We start from the raw sequence: 22,804 nt of genomic DNA, 5'->3' as shown, positions 1-22,804 counted from the left end.
CCGGCGGCGTCAGTCGTCGTCGGCGAACTCGAAGTCCCCGGTGCCACCTGCGGACCGGGACGTTGCCATCGTCTCGGTCGCGGCGACCTCGAACGTCGCGAGGTTTCCGGAGAGCTTCCGGGCCCGACTCGCGAGGCGTTCGATCTGTCCGCTCACGTCGGTGAGATTGGCGGTCTGTTCCTCCGCGGCGGCGGCCACAGTCTCGGCCTCCGCCGAGGTCTGCTCGGCGATGCCCGTCGCCTCCTCGACGACGGCGACGACCTCCTCCGTGGAGGCGGCCTGCTCCTCGGTCGCCGCCGATATCTCTTGTACCCCAGTGTTCGTCTCCTGGGCGTACTCGGCGATCTCGTCGAGCGCGGTGGCTGCCTCGCGGACGCTCTGGGCGTTCGTGGCGACGCGCTCTTTCGTCTCACGAACCTCCTCGGCGGTTCGGTCGGTCTCGTCGCGGATGCGTTCGAGACGGTCCTCGACGTCCTCGGCGGCGTCTTTCGTGTCGGTCGCGAGCTCCTTGACCTGCGTTGCGACGACCGCGAAGCCCTCGCCGTCGCCGTCGCCGCCACCGCCGCGGGAGGCCTCGATGTTCGCGTTCAGGGCGAGCATGTTCGTCTGGTTCGCCACGTCGGAGATGAACTCGACCAGCTCGTCTATCTCCGCCATCTCGTCCTCGAGGTCCTCGATGGCGTCGACCGCTTCCTCGGACTCCGCCTCGATCTGTGCCATCCCCTCGACGGCCGCGTTGGCGGCGGCGCGACCCGAGCGACTCGCGAGCGCGGTCTCCTCGGCCACGTCGGCGACCTGGTTCGTCGTCGCCGCGATCTCCTCGGTCGAGGTGGAGAGGCTCTCCATCTCCTGGCTCACTGACTGCAGGCTGTCGTGCTGCCGGTCGGCGCCGACCGAGATTTCCTGTACGGACTCGGTCACCTGCTCGCTGGCGTTCTGCACCTCGGTCGCGGACTCCGCGGCCGCCTCGCTCGCGTCGTCGACCGCCGCGGCAAACGCCTTCGTCTCCGCGACGGTCGCCTCTATCTCGTCGAGCATCTCGTTGCAGGACTCGGCGACGGCAGCCATTGCCTCGCTGTTGCTTTCCGGGTCGAGCCGCCGGGTCAGGTCGCCGTCGGCGACCGTCGCCATCGTCGTCTGGTACTGGTCCGCCTTCCGTTCGAGGTGGTCCGAGAGGCCCTGTGCCCGCTCCCGTGCCGTCTGTGCTTCCTGGCGAGCCGACTCGACCTCGTCGATGCGGGCCTGTAGCGACGACCGCATCTCGTCGAACGCCCGGCCGAGATCGCCGATCTCGTCGGCGCGGTCGGTCGGCATGTCGGCGTCGAGGTTGCCGGCCTCCAGTTCCGCGGCGGAGGCGGAGAGGTCGCGCACCGAACGGACGGTGTTCCGGCCCAGCGTAAGCCCGAGCAGGGCCAGACTCGCGAACACCAGTCCGACCATCGCGAGCATCTGGTTCGAGATGGAGTGCTGGAGCGCGTACGCCTCGCTCGTCGGTACCCGGGTCGAGACTGTCCACCCGTGGGAGGGTGCAGCGACGGACGCGACGGCGACCGAGCCGTTCTCGCTCTCGGTGTTGGGGACGAACCCCTCACCGTCGCCCGAGGCGAGCGAGTCGGTCGCCATGAGCCCTGCACCGTCGCTCGCCATCACGACCCGGCCCGCGTCGTCCGTCACGACGGTCCGGCCGCCGTCCGGACTCCGGAGCACGTCGCCCGAGAGGGACTGGAGGCTCGCGAGAACGACGACGGCACCGGTGTCGGAGCTCTGCGTCTCGGTCACGAACATGACCATTGGCGAGCCAGACTCGCCCGCCGGGAAGGTGTCAGACAGCGTCACGGTCCCGGTCTCACCGTCGGTCAGGTCGGCCACGCGGTCGGTCACGTCGGGTCGGAGGCGGTCCGACTCCTCGACGACCGAGCGGTCGCCGTACTGGAGCCGTAGCTCGCCGGTCTCCTCGTCGACGTAGTAGGCACCGACGACGTGTTCGTTCCGGTCGACGGTCCCGGCCAGCAGCGACTGGATGCGTCCGTACGAGTCGTCACGGCCACTGATGGTCGAGACCGTCGTCCCGAGCGAACGGGTCTTCGCGCTCGTCGAACCGGTCCAGTCGTCGAGCTGTGACGCCTGCAGCGACGCCGTGGTCGTCAGCTCCTCCTCCGTCTCCTCGGTCAGTTCTTCGCCGGCGTTGAGGTAGACGTAGGCCCCCAGAGACCCGGCGACGACGGTCACCAGAATCAGTGCCGTCAGGAACTTCGCGCCGTAGCTGGCGCGGAGCCGCTTCGGGAGTAACGCGCGTGTGAGTGAGCCCATCGACTACTGACAGAGTAGTCATTCACGTATAACTTTCTGAAATTTTATATTTATTGGTATCGTTCCCACACCCGTTGTATGTTGGTGGCGTGCGTGAACCGATTTCACAGGAGAGCTACGTACTGCGGCCAGCAACTTTTTGTCTCGTCTCGAATCTACGGATAGATCGGGTTAGCAATTTTCACCGGTGGCAGTACAACTCTGACATTTTGGACCTCCAGAGGAACGTTTAGGGAGCGACGCCCGTATCTCGCAGCATGGACCTCCTGTTAGACGAGACCGCACGCTTCGTCCGCGCGACAGCCCCTGAGGGGGACGACCTCGCCGCCGAGATGGATGCCTACGCCGAAGAAGAGGATTTCCCGCACGTCGGTCCCGAGGTCGGGGGGCTGCTACGGACCTTCGCGCGGATGGTCGACGCCGACCGTGTCTTCGAGTTCGGCTCCGGCTTCGGCTACTCCGCCTACTGGTGGGGGCAGGCCCTCCCGGCCGACGGCGACCTCGTCCTCACCGAGTTCGACGAAGACGAGCTGGACATGGCCCGCGAGTTCATGGCCAGCGCCGGACTCGACGCCATCGCTCACTACGAGCACGGTGACGCGCTCGACGCCATCGAACGCTACGACGGCCCGTTCGACTGCGTGCTGATCGACCACCAGAAACACCGATACGCGGAGGCGTTCGACGCGGTCCGCGACAAGGTCGCCCCCGGCGGCGTCGTCGTCGCCGACAACGCCATGACTGCCGGCATCATCGAGTTCGAGAAGCTGCTCGCGCTGGTCGAGGGCGACGACCCCGGTGAGGTGAACGAGCACACGCGAGGCATCGCCGACTACCTGGAGACGGTGCGGTCGGACCCCGAGTTCGAGACGAACGTGCTGCCCGTAGGAGAGGGAATCGCGGTCAGCTACCGGCTCGGCTGATTCACTCCTCGGCGTCGTCGTCGGTCGCCTCGTGGGCCTCCGCGCTGGGCGCGTTGCGCTTGACGCTCTCGATGGCGTCGTAGACGGCGGTCCGCTCGCTGTAGCCCTGCCCGCAGTCGGCGATGATGTTCGCGTTCCGGTGACGAAGCCGCCAGCGCCACTTGCCGCCCCTGTCCTCGTACACCTCGAAGGCCGCCCGGCCGACGTCCAGCGCGTCGGCTTCCGGTGCGTACTTCTCGATGCGCTCGACGGCCTCCTCGACGCTCGACTTGGAGGAGTACCCCTCCCCGGAGTCGGCGACGAGCTCGTCGTTGCCGGCCCGAAGCCGCCAGCGCCAGTCACCGCCTTTGTCCTCGTAGGTCTCGAAGGCGAGGCTGCCGTCCGCGACGCCGTTCCGGACGGTGTCGACCGCCCGCTTGGCATCGCGCCGCCGGGTGTAACCCTCGCCGGAGTCGCCCAGGATGTTGCCGTTCTTGTGGACGAGCCGCCAGCGCCACTGCCCGGCGTTGTCGCGGAACACCTCGAACGACACCGGGTCGAACCGCAGGTAGTCGGCCGGTCCGACGTTCCCCCGGACGCTCTGCAGGGCACGGCTCACACCGCTCCGGTTCGAGTACCCTTCGCCGGAGTCAGCGATGACGTTACCGTTGTCGTGTCTGAGCCGCCAGCGCCACTCGCCGCCCCTGTCCTCGAACAGCTCGAAGGTCGCCTGGCTCGGATCGGTCTCGGCCACCGCCGGGAGCAACGGCACGTCGTCGAGTGACTCCTCACCGGTCTCCTCTGGCTCCTCCGTCGCGGCCGCCGGCGGCTGTACGACGGTCGCCCCGAGCGCGTTCCGGCGGACGCTCTGGAGCCCCTTCTGGGCGTTGTGCTTCCGGGTGTACCCCTCGCCACTGGTGGCGATGATGTTGCCGTTCCGGTGTCGCAGCCGCCAGCGGTACTCGCCCCCTCTGTCGGGGTACAGCTCGAACTGTGCGCTGCTCGTCCGTACCGAGTCGAGCTCGGTCGAGAGCGCCTCGACCTCGGCCTCCAGTTCGGTCTGCTTCGTCTCGGCGTCCGCGCTCGCCTGCTCGCTCGCTGCGGCGCCCGTCTCGACTTCTCGGGCGAGTGCCTCCCGTTCCTCGTCGATCTCGTCCCGCTCCTGCCTGACGGAGTCCAGCTCCGATTCGAGCTCGGAGACGCGCTGGCTCGACGCGGCCGCTGCCGCCCCTCTCCGTGTTTCGGTTGGACTCAACAGCGGGACGAACACCCCGCCGATACCGATGATGGCCAGCCCCGCCGCGTACAGCAGTGCGACCGGTCGGTTGCCGGTCGTCGTGCTCCAGTCGACCGGGAAGACCACGGTGAACCAGACGATGGCGGCCGCACACATCGCCAGCCCGAGGTACGTCGTGTACGTCGCGGTCCGCTGGAGCGGGAGCCTGATGACCGGCCCCGCGACCAGCAGCGCGATGCCCGCCGACGCGAGGACGATACTCGCCTCCCGCATCGTCGTCGCGCTCTCGCTTCCCAGGAACAGCGCGATGCCGACGACCCCCACGACGAACCCCACCGCGAACACCCAGTATCCATACGCCTCGTCGCCGGTGTCGGCAGCACCGATTCGGTCTTCGTACGTTGACAGGAGCGTCCCCCTTTCGTCGTCTGTTGCCATACACCATACCGCAACCGCTATCGGTAAAAGTGCTTGCACGACTTGAGGGAAAATTGTGTGCGGGACGACGGCCGGACGGCCCTAAAGTCACACTGCCTGCCGTTGGGGGGATTTCGCTCGCTGGCGCGCTCCGGACCGCGCTACCGCTCGCGGGTCGCTGTGCTCCCCGTTCGCGTTTCGGAGATTCTCGCTCGCTAGCGCTCGCTCCGAATCTCCCTATCCTCCACGGCTCGCTGCACTCGCCGTTCCGGCGGAGGGCCCTCACTTCGTTCGGCCCCTCGCTATCCTTCGAACCCGTCCTCGAACCGGAACGTGCCGTCGCGCTGGACGACCTCGCCGTCGACCTCGATGCGCGAGTCCTCGCTCATGTCGACGATCATGTCTTGGTGGACGACAGAGTCGTTGCCCTCGTTGTCCTCGCCGATGTTCCTCTCGTAGGCCCGGCCGAGCGCGAGGTGGATGGTGTCGCCCATCTTCTCGTCGAACAGCATGTTGTAGGTGAACCGGTCGATGTCGCGGTTCATGCCGATGCCCAGTTCGCCGAGCCGGCGCGCGCCCTCGTCCGTATCGAGCACCGCCGAGAGGACCTCCTCGTTCTTCTCAGCGCTGTGCTCGACGACCTCGCCGTCCTCGAACCGGAGGTAGACGTTCGTCACCTCCCGTCCCTGGGCCATCAGCGGCTTGTCGAACAGTACCTCGCCCTCGACCGAATCGGGGACGGGTGCGGTGAACACCTCGCCGCCGGGCATGTTGTTCTCGGTGGTGTCGTTGATGGTGTAGTTGCCCGCGACGGACATCCTCACGTCGGTCGTCTCCCCGCTGACGATACGGACCTCCTCGGCGGGGTCGAGTATCTCGACCATGTGCTCCTGGAACTCGCGCTGTTCGTCCCAGTCCTTGTTGATGGCGCCCCAGACGAACTCCTCGTACGCCTCCGTACTCATCTCGGCCTTCTGGGCGTCGCCCGCCGCGGGGTACTGCGTGACGACCCAGTTGGACTCCATCACCGTCTCCTGGATTGGCTTCATGTGCTGGCTCCGTGCCTGGTTCTTCTCGGGCGGCACGTCGCTCGTCTCGAACATGTTGTCGGAGCCGCGGATGGAGATGAAGGCGTCCGTCTCCTCGGCCGCGGCGAGCGTGTGCGAGGGCGTGTCGAAATCCTCGGGGTCGGCGGCGAGCATGTACGCGCGGTCGACGCGGCTCGACTGGAGGCGCGTCTGCGGGTGCGCACCCTTCTCGCCGAGCAGCTCGGCGACGGCGACCGCGAGGTCCTCCGCCTCTGGCGGTCCCGTGACGGTGACGTTGTCACCGGCTTCGATCTCGGCACAGTCTTCGACGAGCACTTCGGCCTGTTCCCTGACGCGTTCGTCCATACCACGGGTTACGACAAGCGACTGATATTCGTTTCGAAACATGGTCTGCACACCCAGGGCCCACGCTGTCGAGCCGTCGGTGGCAGGCGAAGAAGACGGGGTGGAGCCGCCGTGCTACCGCCGGCTACCGGGCTGCGGGTCGACGTGCGGCGCGGCCATGAGGTCGTCGAACGGTTTCTCGTCGAGCCACTCGAGCAGGGCGACGAGCTGCTCGGTCGCGGCCTCGAACAGCTGCTCGCCCTTCTCGGCGGTCGCGTCCGTCTGGTCGCCGAAGACGCCGTTGGGCGAGTTGTCGATGGCATCGTAGTAGTTCCGCGCGCCGTGGATGGTCGGGTTCCCGTCCTCCAGATTCACGCGGCCACCGTCGCGGGCCTCCTCCAGGCGGTCGTCGTGGACGTTCTCCGGGTCGAGGTACTGCAGCATGGCCGTCTCCTTCGGGCCGCCGTGGGGACCGTTGTGCTCGAACAGCTCGTCGACGAGGTCCGGGATGGACTCGTCCCACATCCACTCGACGGCGAACGCGACGCGGTCCTCGCGGAGGCGTCGGCCGACCTCGCGGAGGTGCTGCATGTTGCCGCCGTGGGCGTTGACGTAGACGACACGGTCGATGCCGTGGTGGGTGAGGCTCCGCGTCATGCTCTCGACGTAGTCGCGGAACGCCGGCGGATCGACCGACATCGTCCCGTGGAACTGCCGATGGTGCATGCTCACGCCCACGTTGACCGTCGGCGTACAGAGGTAGCCGGCGCGGTCGGCCGCCTCGCGGGCGAGGTGCTCCGCGATCACGTGGTCAGTGCTCTCCGGGAGGTGTGGTCCGTGCTGTTCCGTCGACCCGAGCGGGACGACCGCGAGCGACTCCTCGGCGAAGTACGAACCGAGGTCCGGCCAGGACTGGTCGGCGAGGTACATGCACGTGGACGGGCGGCCGGCGAGCAAAAAGGTGGCCCTCCCGGCCAGCCGCGGGGTTGGGCTCTCTCCGTCCCTACTACTCGTCGTCCCGGCGTCGGGTCGTGTCACCACGCGAGGATCGCTTGCCGTCACCGCTCGACCCGTCCCGTGACCCCCTGGAGCTTCGACTGTCGGAACGGTTTCCGGACGATTTCGACCGACTGCCCGACGACCTGGACCGCCCCCCGGACGAGTCGCGTCGTTCCGTTTCGGTGGACGACCCCGACTTCGAGCCACTCCTCGACTCCGGACGGCTTCCGGAGTTCGACGGGGACCGGCTACCGGCCTTCGAGTCACCGCTCGGGCGGGACGACGACCCTCTCGTCTGCCCACCACTCCGCCCCGTCCGGGCTTCTCTCCCGGAAGCCTGCTGTGGAGCAGCCGACGTGGCCGCCCGGCCGGACCCGGTGGACGCGCTCAGTGTTCCGGCTTCGACTGCGTCGGCGACGACCTTGTACGTCGTCCCGGCCATCCCCGCGAGCCAGACGGCGGCACCGGCGAGGAGGAACACCCCACCGATGAGGAGCGCGAACAGACCACCCTCGGTCGACCCGTTGTCGACCGCTGCGATGCCGAAGGCACTCGTGAGGAAGAAACCGACGAACGCGATTCCACCGCCGATGAGCGTCACCAGCATCTGGTACCCTATCAGCTTGAAGCCGTACTTGATTCCGTCCGTTGTCGTGACAGCTGTCATCGTTCCACCACGTTAACTGACGCGATGGTCAGGTCCTTAGGTCTTCTCGCCGCCCGGAGCACCGGGCCTGACCTGCAGGAGGACTCTCTCGTCGCGACACCGGATGGAGCGGTCGCCCCCAACTTCCGCGCGACGGCCGAAAGGGACGACGGACTGGCGTGGACGTCACCCCGCAGTCAGCCACTGCTGTCGCCACCAGAGGTAGACCCCGGTGACGATGATGTTCAGGTACGGCACCGCGACGAGGTAGTAGGCTGCCGAGGGCTTGCGGCCGGCTTCGTGGGCGACGTACCGTCGGTCGAAGTAGAGCGCGAACGGGGCGAGCGTCGGCGTCAACACCACGGCGAGTTCGAGCAACCCCCCACCGTCGCCGACCCACGGAACCGTCCCGGCGGCGACCGCAGTCGGGTCCGCCGCGACCGCGAGGGCGGCCCCGAAGAACGTCAACACGGCGGGAACCAGCACGCCGGCCCACCAGCGACTGCTCGGCACCGCCGGCTCGTACGGCGTGTCGGCGTCGGCTCGGCGGGCTGTCTGTCGTTCCGCCAGCCGTTCGCGTCGGTCGCGGTCCGCTGCCGGTCCGTGCGGTGGCTCTCGCCGTGGCCGCTGGCGTCCCGGTCGTTCACGATAGCCGCCGCGAGCGTCGCCCCGCGGCTCCTGCTGCGAAGCCACCCTTTCCGTCCGGCGGTCTCGTTCGTACTGTACCTCGCCGCCGCCGGCGTCGGTCGTCCGGCCGCGGCTCTCCCGCCCCGGGTCACGACGGCGACTGGGCTGTCGCGGCTCGTTCCGGCGGTCGGGTCCCCGTCGTTCCCGGGACCGGCTCCCGGCCGCGTCACGCCGGCGCGGGCGCGACTCGCCGTGCGAACTGGCGTCGGGCGCACCGCGCTGCTCGCCGTTCTGTTCCCGGTCGCCTCCGTCGTCCGGAGTGGCAACGTCCGGTTGCGTCGTGCCACAGCCCGTACACCGTACCGCCTGTGCGACGAGCACCGAACCGCACTCCGGACAGCGCTTCTGCCAGGGCTCCAGCGACGCCGACTCGGCGTCCGCGTCGTCGGTCAAGTCCCTGTCAGCGTCGCCCTGGGCACCGGCCGATTCGTTGCGACCGCCGGCCGCGTCCGACCTGTCATTCCCGCCCCCGTCCGGGGGTTCGGTTCCGGTCGGTGCCGCCTCGGGTGCTGCCGGGTCGGTCGCCCAGACGGTCTCCCCGGACTCGTCGTGCTGGTCGTCGCTGGTCTCACCGCCGGAGCTGCTGTCAGCGTCGGACGAGCCGTTGCCCGGAGCAGCCGCAGCAGTCGGGCCTGACGGCTCGTCACGCTTCTCGGCGGCGAGCGCCGTGCCACAGGCCGAGCAGAACCGGTCCCCGGCGTCCGCACGCGTCCCGCAGGATGGACACACCGTCGCGTCGGCACCACCGTCACGACTCATTGGATGTTGACAAGTTCGGCAGCGGGAGGCAAATAAGTTCCTGCACCGACCGCTGCACTCAACGCCTTTGGGCCTCCGTCCCCAACAGTGGGGACGATGCGCCGCCGCGCCTTGCTCTCCACGCTCGCGACTGCCTCCATCGCTGGCTGTAGCGGCCTCGCAGACGACGGCGGGCGGACGACCCGACCACCGCTGGATGTCGAGACGACGCGACCGACGGCGACGGAATCCCCGTTCGCGGAGCCACGCGTCGAGCCGTCGCCGGCGACCGTCAGCGAGGTCGGCCCCGATCGCCGGCTGGTCTCGCTCCGCGCTGCCGACGTGCCGGACGGGCTCGCCCTCGATGCCGGGTTCGTCCGGACGGCGACCGAGTCCCGTCCCGCGCTGCTGTGGGTCGGTCTCCGTAACGTCTCCGAGTCCGACCGGACCGTCGAGTTCGGGGCGACGCCACCGGTCTCCACGTACCGGCTCCGTGGCGACGGCCCGCCGCTGTACGTCGTCCCCGTCTCGGCGGACGACCCGACCGATGGCCTCCGGCTCTGGAACGCCTGCTGGAAGACTCGCTCACGGGACGTGGTCGAGACAGAGGACGCGACCCGGTCGGTGACGATACCGCCCGGCGCGACGGTCGGTGGCCGCTACGGCGTGGTCGTGATGCGCGGTGCGGACGCCTGTCTCCCGACCGGCCAGTACGAGGTCGCCGGCGACGGCGGCTGGACCCTCGGTCTCTCCGTGTTCCCACGGCGGGGGAGCGAGTGGAGTGGTTCGCAGTTCACGGACCCGCCGACGCCCGGAGTGGTCGCGCTCGACGGGACCGTGCACTGGTTCCACGAGGCCGACGCGGGCACGCAGCGCTACCTCGAACCGAACGACGAGCAGATCGGTCTCACGAACGGTCGACTCCGAACGACGCTGCACAACTACGGGCCGGGCTCGGTCGTCCACGACGGCGCGTGGGCGCTCATCTACCAGTACGGGGACGACTGGAAGGTGGTCGCACCCCTCGCCAGAGAGTCGACGGCCGACGAGAACACCGTCGTCAGGCCGGGCGAGCGGGACCGGACGACGTTCGACATCGACGCCCGGCCGCGGCTGGCCTACGGCGACCCCGCGAGCATCGGCGGACTGTCTCCCGGCCGGTACGCGGTCGTCTTCCCCCGCGTGCAGGTGTGGCGCGGGAACCAGCGCCGCTCGCTGGACCTGTTCGCCGCGCTCGTCGAGCTCGTCGGAGACGGCCCGGAGCTCGCACCGTCGAGTATGGTCCAGTCGACGAGCCGGTCCGGCGAGACGCTCCGGACGCACGCCGCTGGGGACTCCGGCCCGTCGAACGCGGTCGTGACCGTCGAACGAACCGGGTCGCGGTCGGCCCCGGCGCTCATCCAGCCGCAGGTGCTCCAGTTCGAGGCGCTCCGCGACACGCTCTCCTATCTGGACGACGGCACCGTATCGCGCGTCGAGCTTCGAACCCCCGACGTCCGGCGGGAGCGCCTGGCCATCGGGGTGGAAACCCTCGGGCTGCCGACGGTGCCCGGCGGCGGCTACAGGTTCTCCTTCGGCGGCGACGGCTACCGTGTCGAGGGGCTGTCGGGATAACTCACCGACCACGGTAGCTCCACAGCCGGTGGTCGAGGGGTCCCGAGTTCCCTCGCCCCACCGTATTTGAGCGTCCGGGCCGAACCGCAGAGCATGGAACTCTTAGAGGACAGTCTCGTTCCGGAGGAGGCCCACGAAATCAAGGCCGAAGCGCGGGCGTTCGCCGCCGAACACATCGAGCCGAACGCACAGGAGTACTACCAGTCCGGCGAGTACCCCTGGGAGATACTCGAGGCTGGGCAGGAGGCCGGACTCGTCGCCCAGGACATCCCCGAGGAGTACGGCGGCCGGGGCCTCTCGCTTCCCGAGATTCTGGCGATGACGGAGGAGTTCTACAAGGCCGACGCGGGTATCGCGCTCACGCTCCAGCTCGCCAGCTTCGGCTGCGAGATGACCTACGAGTACGGCAACGAGGAGCAGAAGGAGAAGTTCCTCCGGCCCGTCGCCGAGGGCGAGCAGATATCGGGACTCGCGGTCTCCGAGCCCGAGACGGGGAGCGACCTCGCCGGCATCGAGACCACCGCCGAGAAGGACGGCGACGAATACGTGCTCAACGGCGAGAAGTACTGGATCGGCAACGGCGTCGAGGCCGACTGGATAACGGTGTACGCCCGGACCGGCCACGACGAGGACAACCGCTACGGCAACCACTCCATCTTCATCGTCCCCACCGACATCGACGGCTACGAGCCCGAGCACATCCCCGAGAAGATGGGGTTCCGTGCCTCGAAGCAGGCCCACATCACGTTCGACGACGCACGCATCCCAGAGGAGAACCTCGTCGGCCACGAGGGGAACGGCTTCATGATGCTCGCGGACTTCTTCAACCACGGCCGCGTCGCCGTCGCCGGCCACGGGCTCGGTCTCGCCGCCGCCGCCATCGAGGAGGCGTGGGACTTCGTCCACGACCGCGAGCAGTTCGGCCGCTCTATCTCCGACTTCCAGGCCGTCCAGCACGACCTCGCCGACATGCTGCTCGGGTTCGAGTCGGCCCGCTCGCTCGTCTGGCGCGCCTGCGAGAAGGTCGAGAGCGGTGAGAACCCCGGCTACTGGGCCGCGATGGCGAAGACGAAGGCGACCGAGACCGCCACGGGGAACGCCGAGCTGGGGATGCAGCTCCACGGTGGCCGCTCCGTGCTCGACGAACGACGCATCGCTCGCGTGTACCGCGACGTCCGCATCCCGGTCATCTACGAGGGCGCGAACGCCATCCAGCGCAACCTCATCTACCGGCAGGCCTGAGACTACAGCACGCGGCTCCCCGGAACGGCCGGGGTAAACAACCACAAGCGTCATTATCGCGACACCGAAACAGACGGGTGACTGAACCGCGCCCGGCGAGCGATGGCGAGCGCCGACCGGTCGCGAACAGGACTTGACACAATGACGGCCACGAAACGGGTTCTAATCATCAGCAACGACGCGCAGTTGCGCGCCAGTCTCGCCGCCCCCCTGCAGTGGTCCTACCCGAACGTCGAGGTGCTCACAGCCGCTGGCTTCACCGGCGTCATCGAACACCTCGCCGACGGCGACCTCGACTGCATCGTCAGCGACATGGCGACCATCGATGCCTCCCCGGCGGTGCTCCAGGCGACCCGCGAGCGCCACCCCGACATCCCGCTCCTCGTGCTCACCGAGTACGACGCCGAACGGGGCAGCGGCGCGGCGGTGATGGAGGTCGTCGACTTCCTCGACGACGTCGGCGACGCCGGCTCCGACGACGCCTTCGCCGCCTGGGTCGCCAACTCGGTCGTCCGGGACCCGACCGACACCGCGCCGCCCGGCGGGAGCCGACCCGAGGACCTCGTCCGCGACGTGAAACGGGCGCTCGTCGACGCCTCATCGCCGATGGACATCGAACAGGCCGTCTGCGAGCAGCTCACACTCGGCGGCCGCTACACCTTCGCGTGGATCGGCGAGTACGACAAGCGGGAGGGACAGGTCGTCCCGTGGGTGTCCGCGAGCGCGACCGACGACTGGCCGGTGAGCGTCACCTTCCCGGTCGGGCGGGGCGGCAGCGAACAGACGGTCATCGAGCGCGCGCTGCGGACCCGTGAACCCCAGGTCGTCAACGACATCGAGGCCCACCGCGCGGCCGTCCCGTGGCGGTCGGCGGCGACCGAACGTGACTGCAACGCCGTCGTCGTCGCGCCGCTGTACTCCGACGACGAACTGTACGGCGTCCTCGGCGTCTACTCCGACGACGCCGACGGCTTCTCCGAGATGGAGGTCAGCGCGCTCTGGGAGATCGCCAGCAGTGCCTCGCACGTCCTCGACACGATCGCCATCCGCGGCCGCATCGACCAGCAGGAGCGCGTCCTCAAACGCTACGAGCGCCTCGTCGAGACCGTCGGTGACGGCATGTACGCGCTCGACAGCGACGGTCACTTCATGACGGTCAACGACGCGATGCTCTCGATGACCGGGTACAGCCGAGAGGGGCTGCTCGGCGAACACGTCTCCATCATCCTCGACGACGAGGCCGTCGAACGGGGGGAGCGTGTCATCCAGGAAATGATCGCCGACGGCCGGATGGAGGGCGAGACACAGGAGGTCACCGTCGACACGAAAGATGGCCGTCGCTACCCCTGCGAGGTCCAGCTGGCGCTGCTCCCCTACGACGACGAGTTCCGGGGAACGGTCGGTGTCATGCGCGACATCACCGAACGGAAGCAACGCGAACACGAGCTCCAGCGCCAGAACGAGCGCCTGGACGCCTTCGCGAGCATCGTCAGCCACGACCTCCGGAACCCGCTCGGCGTCTCCCAGGGCTACCTCGAGATGGCGATGGAGACCGCCCCGGAGGACGTTCGTGGCTCGCTCGAACACGTCGCCGACGGCCTCGAACGGATGGAGGACATCGTCGGCGACGTGCTCGCGATCGCCAGGCAGGGCCAGACCGTCACCGAGACCGAGCCGATGGAGCTCGAACCGCTGGTCCGCGAGGCGTGGACGAACGTCGAGACGCCCGCAGCGACGCTCACCGTCGAGGGATCGGGTCGGTTCGAGGCCGACCGCTCACGGCTCCTGCGGGCGTTCGAGAACCTGTTCCGGAACGCCATCGAGCACGGGGGCGAGGACGTCACCGTCGAGGTCGGTGTGTTGTACGAAGAGCCGGAGCACGCCGTCGACACCGGCGGATTCCAGTTCCCGGAGGAGGCCGGGACCGGCGTCGAACACGTCGAGACGGAGACACAGACCATGGTCGGGTTCTACGTCGCGGACGACGGCGAAGGGATGCCGGCAAAGGTGCGAGAGAACGCGTTCGACTCGGACTTCTCGACCTCGGACGAGGGGCTCGGCATCGGGCTATGGGTCGTCAGAGAAGTCGCGAGTGCACACGGCTGGACGACGCAGGTCGTCGAGAGCGAGTCTGGTGGGGCCAGATTCGAGTTCTCCGACGTGGAGGCGCCGTAACGTAATCAGCTGCCGCCGGGGAGATCCTGGAACGCGCCGACGAAGTCGTCGTGGTCCTGCATACCGGAGACGGTCTGGTCCACGCGCTCGCGGAGTTCGTCCACGCGGTCGCAGAGCTCCGCGTACTCCTCGTGGTCCTCGAGCTCCCGCTCGGACTTCTCGGACTCGAGCAGGGACTTCTTCGAGACGAGTGCGTAGTACTCCTGAATATCCGTCTCGTAATCGGAGCGCCCCGTAACGCTCTCGACGACCTGGAGGAGTTCGTCCTTCGAGACCGGCTTGACGAGGTAGTCGTCGAAGCCCATCTCGATGATGTCGAAGTCGGGGTCGACGGCGGTAACCATCACGACGCGACAGTCGTAGTTCTCCTCGCGGATGCGGTCCAGCACCTCGTCGCCGGAGAGGCCGGGCATACGCCTGTCGAGCAGCACTATCTCGACAGTGTCTTCCATCAGCTCCAGCGCCGACTCGCCATCGTAGGCCGCCTCGACGTTGTAGTCCGTCTGGAGCCACGCGGCGAAGAGATCCGCCAGTCGTGACTCGTCGTCGACGACGAGCACCTCGAGGCCACCGGATGTGTCGCCGGCCCCTTGACCGTCGTTTTCTGCCACGTTCGGGCTATGGTGTCTATGGTTCATAAATGCCGCGCCCACAGTTCTTCTTTCTGATACAAGGGGAGCCGGATAACAACCCGTGGTGGGTTTTCTCTGTCACATCGTGCCGAGACGAACGTGGCTGATCGGGTCAGGGCGCGACGCGGTCGTACCGTCCCGACAGGTACTCTACGACTTTGTCGACGACGTCCGGGTCGTACGTCCAGCAGCCGTAGAACCCCTCGACCTCGCCCTCGCGGGCCAGGAGAGCACACTTCTCCTCGGGCGTGTCACCGCCGTCGAACGCGACGAACCAGGTGAGCCGGAGCTCCTCGTTGTCGTTCGCGTGGACCTGCAGGCCGTCAACGTCGACGGCCGCGTCCGGCGCCCCGTAGATGTGGATGTCGAGGTCGGTCGTGGCGAGCCGGCGGTACACGTCGGTCTGGTCCGAGAAGCGCGAGAGCTCCTGAAAGCCGACGTGTAGCTCGCCTGTCCCGTAGCGGAACGCGCGGTCCTCTATCTCGCGGGTCACGTCCATCATCCGGCCGCTGTCGTACGACGTGAAGGTCGTCTCTTTCAGCGGCAACAGCAGCGGCGCGTGGTCGGTGTCGTCGATTCCGAGGCCGTCGGGGCCAGCATTCGGGCCGTCCAGCAGCGCCCGCAGCTCGTCGCCGGCGACGGCGGCGTAGAACTCGTCGGGCGCGGTCAGCGTGCCGAACGTCGGCGCGTCGGCGGCCGTCTCGTCCACGTCGACACGGACGTTCATGTCCTCGAAGAAGGACGCGAGTTCGGTGTCCAGCGACGACGCTGGCGGGAGATTGAACAGCGTCAGCGTCTTCTCGCTCGACCGAACCCGGTCGATGATGTCGAGGAGTGTCACACGCCTTACTCGCGCGTCAGGGGATTTGAGGTTTACCCCTCCGCGGCGGACCGCTGGGCAGCCACGGCCGGCTCGCCGTCAGCCCTCCGCCAGCGTCCACTGGACGAGTCTGGCCTGGACGCGGGCAGGGTCCTCCGCGTCGTCGGCCGACAGCGTCGCCTCGCTCTCCTCCAGCATCCGCCGCTCGACCGGCCCGTGGTCCGGCTCGTCGCGCACGTCGTTCAGTAACGCCTCGAAGTCCTCGCGGAGGTCGAAGGAGGCGCGAGCGACGTTGCAGCGCGACAGCGGGCTCATTCCCATGTCGAGGACGAGTTCGCGCACGAGCTCCCAGTCGTTCGCACAGAAGTGGATGGACACTTCGCCGACGATGTCCTGCCAGGCGATCGCCCCGGAGTGCTTCATCTCGGGGACCGCCCGCGGCGGCAGGTCGACCCGGACTGCCGTGTCGGGGTCGTCACAGAGGCAGCACGGCTGCTCGGTCTTTCCCGTGTACACGCCGCCGGCTTGGAACCGTATCGAAAAAACGCTGTCTCAGCCGGAAGGGGCCGCCGCGGTCGGTCCGGTTACTTGCCCTCGAACTCGGGCTCGTCGTCGCCGAAGAACGCGTTGATGCCCTCGTGGACGTCCTCGCTGCCGACGACGTGCCCGAAGCCCATCGACTCGACCTCGAGGCCGGCGTCGCTGTCGTCCCAGCCCTTCGCCATCGCGCGCTTGGTGAACCGCTGGGCGAGCGGCGGGCCGCCGGCGAGCTTCTCCGCGTACTCGACGGCTGCGTCCGCGAACTCGTCGGCCTCGTAGACCTCGTTCACGAACCCGAAGCGTTCCATCTCCTCGGCGGGGAAGCGCTCGGCGGTGAAGATTATCTCCTTCGCACGGCCCATGCCGACGATGCGCTGGAGGCGCTGCGTGCCGCCCCATCCCGGGAGGAGACCGAGGTTGAACTCGGGCTGGCCGAACTCGGAGCGCGAGGACGCGACGCGGATGTCCGCGCAGGTCGCCAGCTCCATGCCACCGCCGAGACAGTAGCCGTCGATTGCGGCGACGACGGGCATCTCGACCTCCTCCAGACGGCCGAAGGTCTCCTGGCCGTACTTCGAGAGCTCGACGGCGTTGAACGGGTCGGCACCGCCGCCGGCGATGCTCATGAAGTCGGCACCAGCGGAGAACGCCTTCGAGCCCGCACCGGTGAGCAGAATCGCGCGCACGTCGTCGTCCTCGTCCATGAGGTCGATAGCGGCGTCCAGCTCCTCGATTAGTTCGAGGCTGATAGAGTTCATCTGCTGGGGCCGCGAGAGCTCGATCTGACCGACCATCTCGCCGGGGTAGCTGACCTCCAGCGTGTCGAAGTCCGGCGCGCCCTCGGCGTCACCCTCGTCTTGGTCGTAGAAGCCGCCCTCCTCGGCGACCGTCGCGAGGTAGTCGAACGCCTCGTAGCGCGGGTGGCCGGAGGCTTCGTACGCCTCGTCCAGTGCGTCGGCGAGCTTCGCGACGCCGTACTCGTCGGCGAACTTCGCCGGCCCCTTCGGCCAGCGCCCGCCGAGCTTGACGGCGGTGTCGATCTCCTCGGGGGAGGCGACGTCGTCTCCGACGAGGTAGGCGACCTCGTTCGCGAGCGCGGCGAGCAGGCGCTCCTTGACGGTCTCGTTGAACAGGTCGTCGTCCATCGAGACGTCCGCGCCGTCACCGTCCTCGTAGTCGTAGAAGCCCTTCCCGGACTTCTGGCCGAACTCCTCGTTCTCGACCTTCTCGACCATCATCGGTGCGGGCTCGTAGCGCTCCCCTGCGACCTCGTGCATGTAGTCGAGCACGTGGTAGCCGACGTCGATGCCGACGTAGTCCGACAGCTCGAAGCTCCCCATCGGCAGGCCGATGTCGAACTTCGTCGTCGCGTCGACCTCCTCGACGGTGGCGACGCCCTCGTCGACGAGCCACGCGGCCTCGTTCATCAGCGGGACGAGGACGCGGTTCACGATGAAGCCGGGAACGTCCTTGCGGACGCGGACCGGCGTCTTGCCGAAGTCCTCGGCGAGGGCCTCGACGATGTCGAGCGTCGCGTCGTCGGTGTGCTCGCCGGAGATGACCTCCACGAGGTCCATCCGGATCGGCGGGTTGAAGAAGTGCATCCCGCAGAAGCGTTCCGGCCGGTCCGTGAACTCGGAGAGGTCCGTGATGGAGAGCGAGGACGTGTTCGTCGTGAACACGGTGTGGTCGGGGGCGTACTCCTCGACGTCCGTCCAGGTGTCCTCCTTGATGTCCATCTTCTCGGGGACGGCCTCGATGACGACGTCGGCGTCGGCGACGGTCTCCTCGAGGTCCACGAGCGGTGTGACGCGGTCGAGCGCGGCGTCGGCCTCGTCCTCGCCGATCTGCTCGCTGTCTGCGAGCTTGCCGAGCGACCACTCGATCTTCTCGTAGCCTCCCTGGACGAACTCGTCTTTGATGTCTCGCATGTTCACGTCGTAGCCCGCGAGTGCTGCGACTTCGGCGATGCCGTGTCCCATGTTACCCGCACCGAGAACTGCGACGGTGTTGATTTCTTCCAGGTCCATGCGCAACAACTCAACTGGAACCCGTTTCAAGGTTTCCCTTAGCGAATGGGGAAACTCCTTGTAAGTTTAGAATCGGGTACATACCTTTTTAACGAACAATGTGTTAATGGTTTACTATGGATTTCGCGCTGTCCGACGAGCAGAAACAGATCAAGGAAGAAGTGGCACGCTTCGCGGAGAACGAGATCGAGCCGATCGCACAGGAGTACGACGTCGAGGAGAAGTACCCCTGGGAGATCATCGATAAGGCCGCCGACGCGGGACTGCTCGGCGCGCACATCCCCTTCGAGTACGGCGGCGCGGACTACGGGAACCTCGAGTCCGCACTCATCACCGAGGAACTGTTCGCGGTCGACCCCGGCATCGGCCTCTCGCTGACGTCTACGAGCTTCGGCGCGGACGCCGTCATGGAGTTCGGGAGCGAGGACCAGAAGGAGCGGTTCCTCGAACCCATCCCGACCGGTGACGCCATCATGGGCGCCGCCATCAGCGAACCCGACACCGGCTCCGACGTCTCCTCGGTCTCCACACAGGCCGAGAAGGACGGCGACGAGTGGGTCATCAACGGGAACAAGATGTGGATCACGAACGGCTCCATCGGGGACTACTACGTCGTCCTCTGCGAGACCGACCCCGACGCCGACGGTCGCTACAACGGCTTCAGCCAGATCGTCGTCGAGTCCGACCGCGACGGCTTCGAGGCGGAGAAGATAACCGGCAAGCTCGGCATCCGCGCGAGCGACACCGCGGAGCTCATCCTCAATGACGTTCGCGTCCCCGAGGAGAACCTCATCGGCACTCGCGGCATGGGCTTCCTCCAGCAGATGCAGTTCTTCGACGAGACCCGTACCGCCGTCGCCGCACAGGGCGTCGGTATCGCCAAGGGCGCGAACGAGGCCGCGCTCTCCTACGCGGAGGAACGCGAGCAGTTCGACCGCCCCATCTCGGAGTTCCAGGCCATCCAGCACAAGCTCTCGGACATGCACACCCGCACCGAGGCCGCTCGCATGCTGACGTACAAGGCCGCCTGGAACGTCGACCAGGGCGAGGACGTCACGAAGCTGGCCTCCATGGCGAAGGAGTACGCCTCCCGCGTCGCCGTCGACGTCGCCGACGAGGCCGTCCAGATCCACGGCGGCGCCGGCTTCGTGAACGACTTCCCCGTCGAGCGCTTCTACCGCGACGCGAAGATCACCCAGATCTACGAGGGCACCACGGAGATCCAGAAGAACATCATCGCACGCGAGCTGCTCGGCAAGGGCTACTGACCATCTTTTTGCCGCTCGGGGTCTCGCTGCGTTCGAACCCCTCGCGGCAAAACCATGGCTGAAAAAGGCCGGGCACTCACTGCGTTCGTGCCCGGTGAACCGCGCTCGCTTCGCTCGCGCGGACGTTCACCTGATTTCTGCGTCTGCTCGCGTTCGCTGGTATCCCCTTAAGGGGTGCGTCGGCGGGGGTGTCGCTCGGCCGTCACCGCACAGTAGCTACTCGGGCTTCGGAACGTAGACCAGCGGGACGTGGCTCCATGCCCATCGCTTCTCGGGCTTCTCGGCGACCTCCCAGATGCTGCGGGGCCAGGTTCCGAGCGCGTTCCGGATGGCGTCGAACGAGAGCGTGGTCTCCTCGTCCATCACCAGCCGGAAGCGTCGCCCGTACTCGTCGGGGTCGCGGCGCGGGTCGTCGCTCTCCCTGAGTTCGGCGTGCTGGGCGCGGAACTGGGCCGCACCGAACTCGTTGACGTAGCCGAGGACGAGGTGCCCGCCGGGGGCGACCGCGTCGTAGAGGTTCTGGAGTGCCTGCTCGGACTCGGTGACGTACGCGAGGGTGCCGTAGCACAGGACGAGGTCGAACTGGCGGCCGGGGTCGAACGCCGGGAGGACAGCGCGCTCGAAACTGACGTTGTCGACCTCGTCGGCGGCTGCGCGCTCGCGGTTCTCCTCGAGGATGGCCTCGGCCGCGTCGTAGCCGACGACGTCGGCGTCGGGATACCGTTCGGCGACGTCGAACGTGACGACGCCCGGGCCGCAGCCGACGTCCGCGACGGAGTCGATACCGCCCGTCTCCGCCACGAAGTCGGCGAGTGCCGCACGGACGTGGTGTGCACTCGGTGTCGCGCTTTGCTGGTCGTCCTCGTCGGCGGTGCGCCAGAACTCGTCCCAGTCGATGGTCTGCTGGTGTGTCTCGGTCATGGATACTGTTTGATTTCGCATATTTGCCGTGGTTGTTACTCGTCGACACTGTTCCCTGGCTTTGCGTATCGGCCGATAGTGTACGCTTCCTACCGGAATATGGGATAGCTGCTGCTACCGGATAAGAGTTATCAAAATAGTTTAGATTACTTCTTACTTACATTTTCTCACGCTGGCCACTTAGTCGTTTCGGGAGCCTAGTGAGCCGCTTATCTGCGTCGGGGTCCTGCATCCCCACGATGAGCCAGGACGCGTACGACCATCTCCGAACTGACCCGGAGATGGGCCCTGTCGTCGAGGAGCATGGCCCCGTCGAACTGGAGCCGGCCGAGGACCTGTTCGAGCGGCTGGTCCGGTCCATCGTCAGCCAGCAGGTATCGACTTCGGCGGCGACGGCCATCCGGGAGCGACTGTACGACGCGGTCGAGATCGAACCTGCCGCAGTCCTCGCCGCCGACGAGGCCACGCTCCGGAACGCCGGGCTGTCCGGCCAGAAGGTCGGGTACGTCCGGAACGTCGCCGAAGCGTTCGAGGAGCATGGCTACACGCGGGAGTACTTCGACGGGATGAGCGACGAGGAGGTCGTCGCCGAACTCACCGATATCAAGGGTGTCGGCGTCTGGACCGCCAAGATGCAGCTCTTCTAATTTTGGTCCACTTGGTTTTTTCTTGGTTAGTAGGGAACACCGGAGGGATATAATTTCACACCAATAAGAACGTAATTTTCAGATGTGTCTGACGAATTGATAGGTTGGCACCATTATTCCAAGTTTAGTAAGAGTGAATAGAAAAGGGAATCACAAGCAGGGACCCGATTCCCGATATTACAAGCTGCTCCTGATTATTACAGTAATCACGACCAACCGATATTGACCCTCAGGAAAAACGAAGGCCCAAACGAAGAGGGGTTAGGCCCGGTTATATCCCACCGGGAGGGGTGTTATGAAGCGGAAGCAGAGCAGAGGAGCTTCCATGGAATCATTCTCCCGTGAATCGGGAGTCTTCCTATCTTTATTTTAGTTACCTAAATTGATAAAATTTTCGCTTTTATCGAATCGGGAATAAACGGGAATACATCGGGATTTTCTAAGCTCTATTTTGAGAGACGGACAATCCCCTTCGGTTCTCGAAGGAATCGAATCTGAGAGGCATATATCAAAGTAATCCAGATTTCTCGGATTCTGAGCAGGGGAGCGAACCCCCGATATTGGGATTACAGGCAACGTCGGACGGATTTTCTTCGAGGTTGGGAGCAGGTTTGGCTCAGATAACTGTAAGTAATTATCTAAACTGCTGTATTACTGCCTGAAATCGCAGAATCAGGTGAGTAAACCTTCTGAGAACCCCCTAGAGATTCGGGCCATTTACGTCGCTAAAGAAAATACGACTTTCGAGAATGCCCAATTGTCCCGAATTCAAGCCGTTAAATCCACTCAGACGGCGAATTTGGAAAATGGCCCGGGAATTGGTGAAATCAAGCGTATCTCCTAAACCGACGATTCAGGGCCTATACTGCCCAAATCTCATTAATAGAAAGTGGAAAAAGCAAATATGGGGAAATGGACCGATTAGCCGTTACAGATAGCCTTCATCTTTCAACTTTTCGAGGATTAAGACCTTAGCAACATCGTCATGAGACGTTTCGACTTCATGTTTATCTATCAAATATGCCTGTAAAGCCTCTGCATGAATCCCCGAGAATGTACTTCTGACCGTTATAAGGCTGTCAAAATCACTCATATTTGATAATCTCTTGGTGGGTATTCAGCATTTCTTCAACAAGAATAAGGAATTCCCTCGGATGAAACCAATCTTGCATAGTGGTAAAATCGACTGACGTAATATGGATAATCTGAGTTCCTGCCCTACGAGTATAGACGGTTATAGGTAGATGAGATTTGCTTAATGCACTACAGATTTCCTTTGAGTTCTCTCCGGGAGGCAAACGAAGGCAAAAGTCCGTAACCCGGCCATTTTTGATATATACCGAAGAAGTCAGAGTCCCATCGGCGCGGTTTGAAATGTGGAAAGTCATTCTGTCATCCGGGTTTAATCGGATGTCTCCATCGAGAAGAGCGAAGTCATAGACTGTCCCTTGCCCTACCTCAGTTTCCTTTACCTCGGAAGTATGTGTTTAGCCCGAGCTGATTTCGCCACCATCTCATAGGAGGCGCACAAATCGGGCTGTATGAGCTGGCAGCGGAGGTTCGTGATGATCCACAGGGATGGGCTCCGTCGCGGAGCCCATCCCGT

17 protein-coding genes are annotated in these 22,804 nt (G+C 65.8%); 6 read left to right on the top strand and 11 right to left on the bottom strand.

Annotated elements, in window-relative coordinates:
• Positions 1-9: 9 nt before the first annotated feature.
• Positions 10-2,310, bottom strand: coding sequence for a methyl-accepting chemotaxis protein (locus NO978_RS06175; protein WP_257298673.1), 2,301 nt, complete (start codon positions 2,308-2,310; stop codon positions 10-12).
• A 257-nt stretch (positions 2,311-2,567) separates the two neighbouring features.
• Between NO978_RS06175 and NO978_RS06170 the strand changes: the two genes are divergently transcribed.
• Positions 2,568-3,233, top strand: coding sequence for an O-methyltransferase (locus NO978_RS06170; RefSeq protein WP_257298671.1), 666 nt, complete (start codon positions 2,568-2,570; stop codon positions 3,231-3,233).
• Between the two features lies 1 nt (position 3,234).
• Here the strand turns inward: NO978_RS06170 and NO978_RS06165 are convergent, their stop codons facing one another.
• From NO978_RS06165 to NO978_RS06145, 5 genes are all read right to left on the bottom strand, one after another.
• Positions 3,235-4,887, bottom strand: coding sequence for a DUF1508 domain-containing protein (locus NO978_RS06165; RefSeq protein ID WP_257298669.1), 1,653 nt, complete (start codon positions 4,885-4,887; stop codon positions 3,235-3,237).
• A 281-nt stretch (positions 4,888-5,168) separates the two neighbouring features.
• A complete protein-coding gene (locus tag NO978_RS06160; RefSeq protein ID WP_257298667.1) occupies positions 5,169-6,260 on the bottom strand; it encodes an aminopeptidase in 1,092 nt (363 codons plus the stop codon).
• Between the two features lie 114 nt (positions 6,261-6,374).
• A complete protein-coding gene (locus NO978_RS06155; RefSeq protein ID WP_257298666.1) occupies positions 6,375-7,169 on the bottom strand; it encodes a creatininase family protein in 795 nt (264 codons plus the stop codon).
• Positions 7,170-7,245: 76 nt separating this feature from the next.
• Positions 7,246-7,905 carry a hypothetical protein gene (locus NO978_RS06150; RefSeq protein ID WP_257298665.1) on the bottom strand — a complete coding sequence of 220 codons (660 nt, stop codon included), beginning with the start codon at positions 7,903-7,905 and terminating at the stop codon, positions 7,246-7,248.
• Positions 7,906-8,070: 165 nt separating this feature from the next.
• Positions 8,071-9,330: a zinc-ribbon domain-containing protein gene (locus NO978_RS06145; RefSeq protein WP_257298664.1), complete on the bottom strand. Its 1,260-nt coding sequence runs from the start codon at positions 9,328-9,330 to the stop codon at positions 8,071-8,073.
• A gap of 96 nt (positions 9,331-9,426) precedes the next feature.
• Here NO978_RS06145 and NO978_RS06140 point away from each other — a divergent pair, with 96 nt between their 5' ends.
• The 3 genes from NO978_RS06140 to NO978_RS06130 all read left to right on the top strand — a co-directional run bounded on the left by NO978_RS06140 (position 9,427) and on the right by NO978_RS06130 (position 14,340).
• The gene (locus tag NO978_RS06140; RefSeq protein WP_257298663.1) at positions 9,427-10,923 is read left to right on the top strand and encodes a hypothetical protein; all 1,497 of its coding nucleotides are present in this window, start codon (positions 9,427-9,429) and stop codon (positions 10,921-10,923) included.
• Between the two features lie 93 nt (positions 10,924-11,016).
• The gene (locus tag NO978_RS06135; protein ID WP_257298662.1) at positions 11,017-12,165 is read left to right on the top strand and encodes an acyl-CoA dehydrogenase family protein; all 1,149 of its coding nucleotides are present in this window, start codon (positions 11,017-11,019) and stop codon (positions 12,163-12,165) included.
• Positions 12,166-12,306: 141 nt separating this feature from the next.
• Positions 12,307-14,340, top strand: coding sequence for a PAS domain S-box protein (locus NO978_RS06130; protein WP_257298661.1), 2,034 nt, complete (start codon positions 12,307-12,309; stop codon positions 14,338-14,340).
• A 5-nt stretch (positions 14,341-14,345) separates the two neighbouring features.
• On the opposite strand, the gene NO978_RS06125 is transcribed toward NO978_RS06130, so the two are convergent.
• From NO978_RS06125 to NO978_RS06110, 4 genes are all read right to left on the bottom strand, one after another.
• Complete coding sequence (locus tag NO978_RS06125; protein WP_257298660.1) at positions 14,346-14,951, bottom strand: HalX domain-containing protein; 606 nt, start codon at positions 14,949-14,951, stop codon at positions 14,346-14,348.
• Positions 14,952-15,084: 133 nt separating this feature from the next.
• Positions 15,085-15,813, bottom strand: a complete 729-nt coding sequence (locus tag NO978_RS06120) for a DICT sensory domain-containing protein (RefSeq protein ID WP_257298659.1) — start codon at positions 15,811-15,813, stop codon at positions 15,085-15,087.
• A gap of 78 nt (positions 15,814-15,891) precedes the next feature.
• Positions 15,892-16,308 (bottom strand): hypothetical protein, encoded by a 417-nt coding sequence (locus NO978_RS06115; protein WP_257298657.1) that lies wholly within the window; start codon positions 16,306-16,308, stop codon positions 15,892-15,894.
• A 68-nt stretch (positions 16,309-16,376) separates the two neighbouring features.
• Positions 16,377-18,362, bottom strand: a complete 1,986-nt coding sequence (locus tag NO978_RS06110; RefSeq protein WP_257298656.1) for a 3-hydroxyacyl-CoA dehydrogenase/enoyl-CoA hydratase family protein — start codon at positions 18,360-18,362, stop codon at positions 16,377-16,379.
• A gap of 116 nt (positions 18,363-18,478) precedes the next feature.
• Here NO978_RS06110 and NO978_RS06105 point away from each other — a divergent pair, with 116 nt between their 5' ends.
• Positions 18,479-19,630 (top strand): acyl-CoA dehydrogenase family protein, encoded by a 1,152-nt coding sequence (locus NO978_RS06105; protein WP_257298655.1) that lies wholly within the window; start codon positions 18,479-18,481, stop codon positions 19,628-19,630.
• Between the two features lie 216 nt (positions 19,631-19,846).
• On the opposite strand, the gene NO978_RS06100 is transcribed toward NO978_RS06105, so the two are convergent.
• Positions 19,847-20,551 (bottom strand): trans-aconitate 2-methyltransferase, encoded by a 705-nt coding sequence (locus NO978_RS06100; protein WP_257298654.1) that lies wholly within the window; start codon positions 20,549-20,551, stop codon positions 19,847-19,849.
• A 239-nt stretch (positions 20,552-20,790) separates the two neighbouring features.
• Here NO978_RS06100 and NO978_RS06095 point away from each other — a divergent pair, with 239 nt between their 5' ends.
• Positions 20,791-21,198 carry a DNA-3-methyladenine glycosylase gene (locus NO978_RS06095; protein WP_257298653.1) on the top strand — a complete coding sequence of 136 codons (408 nt, stop codon included), beginning with the start codon at positions 20,791-20,793 and terminating at the stop codon, positions 21,196-21,198.
• The last annotated feature ends 1,606 nt before the right edge of the window (positions 21,199-22,804 follow it).

This window comes from Haloarchaeobius sp. FL176 (genome assembly GCF_024609245.1).
Classification (GTDB): domain Archaea; phylum Halobacteriota; class Halobacteria; order Halobacteriales; family Natrialbaceae; genus Haloarchaeobius.
This window is presented reverse-complemented; position numbering and strand designations above follow the sequence as displayed.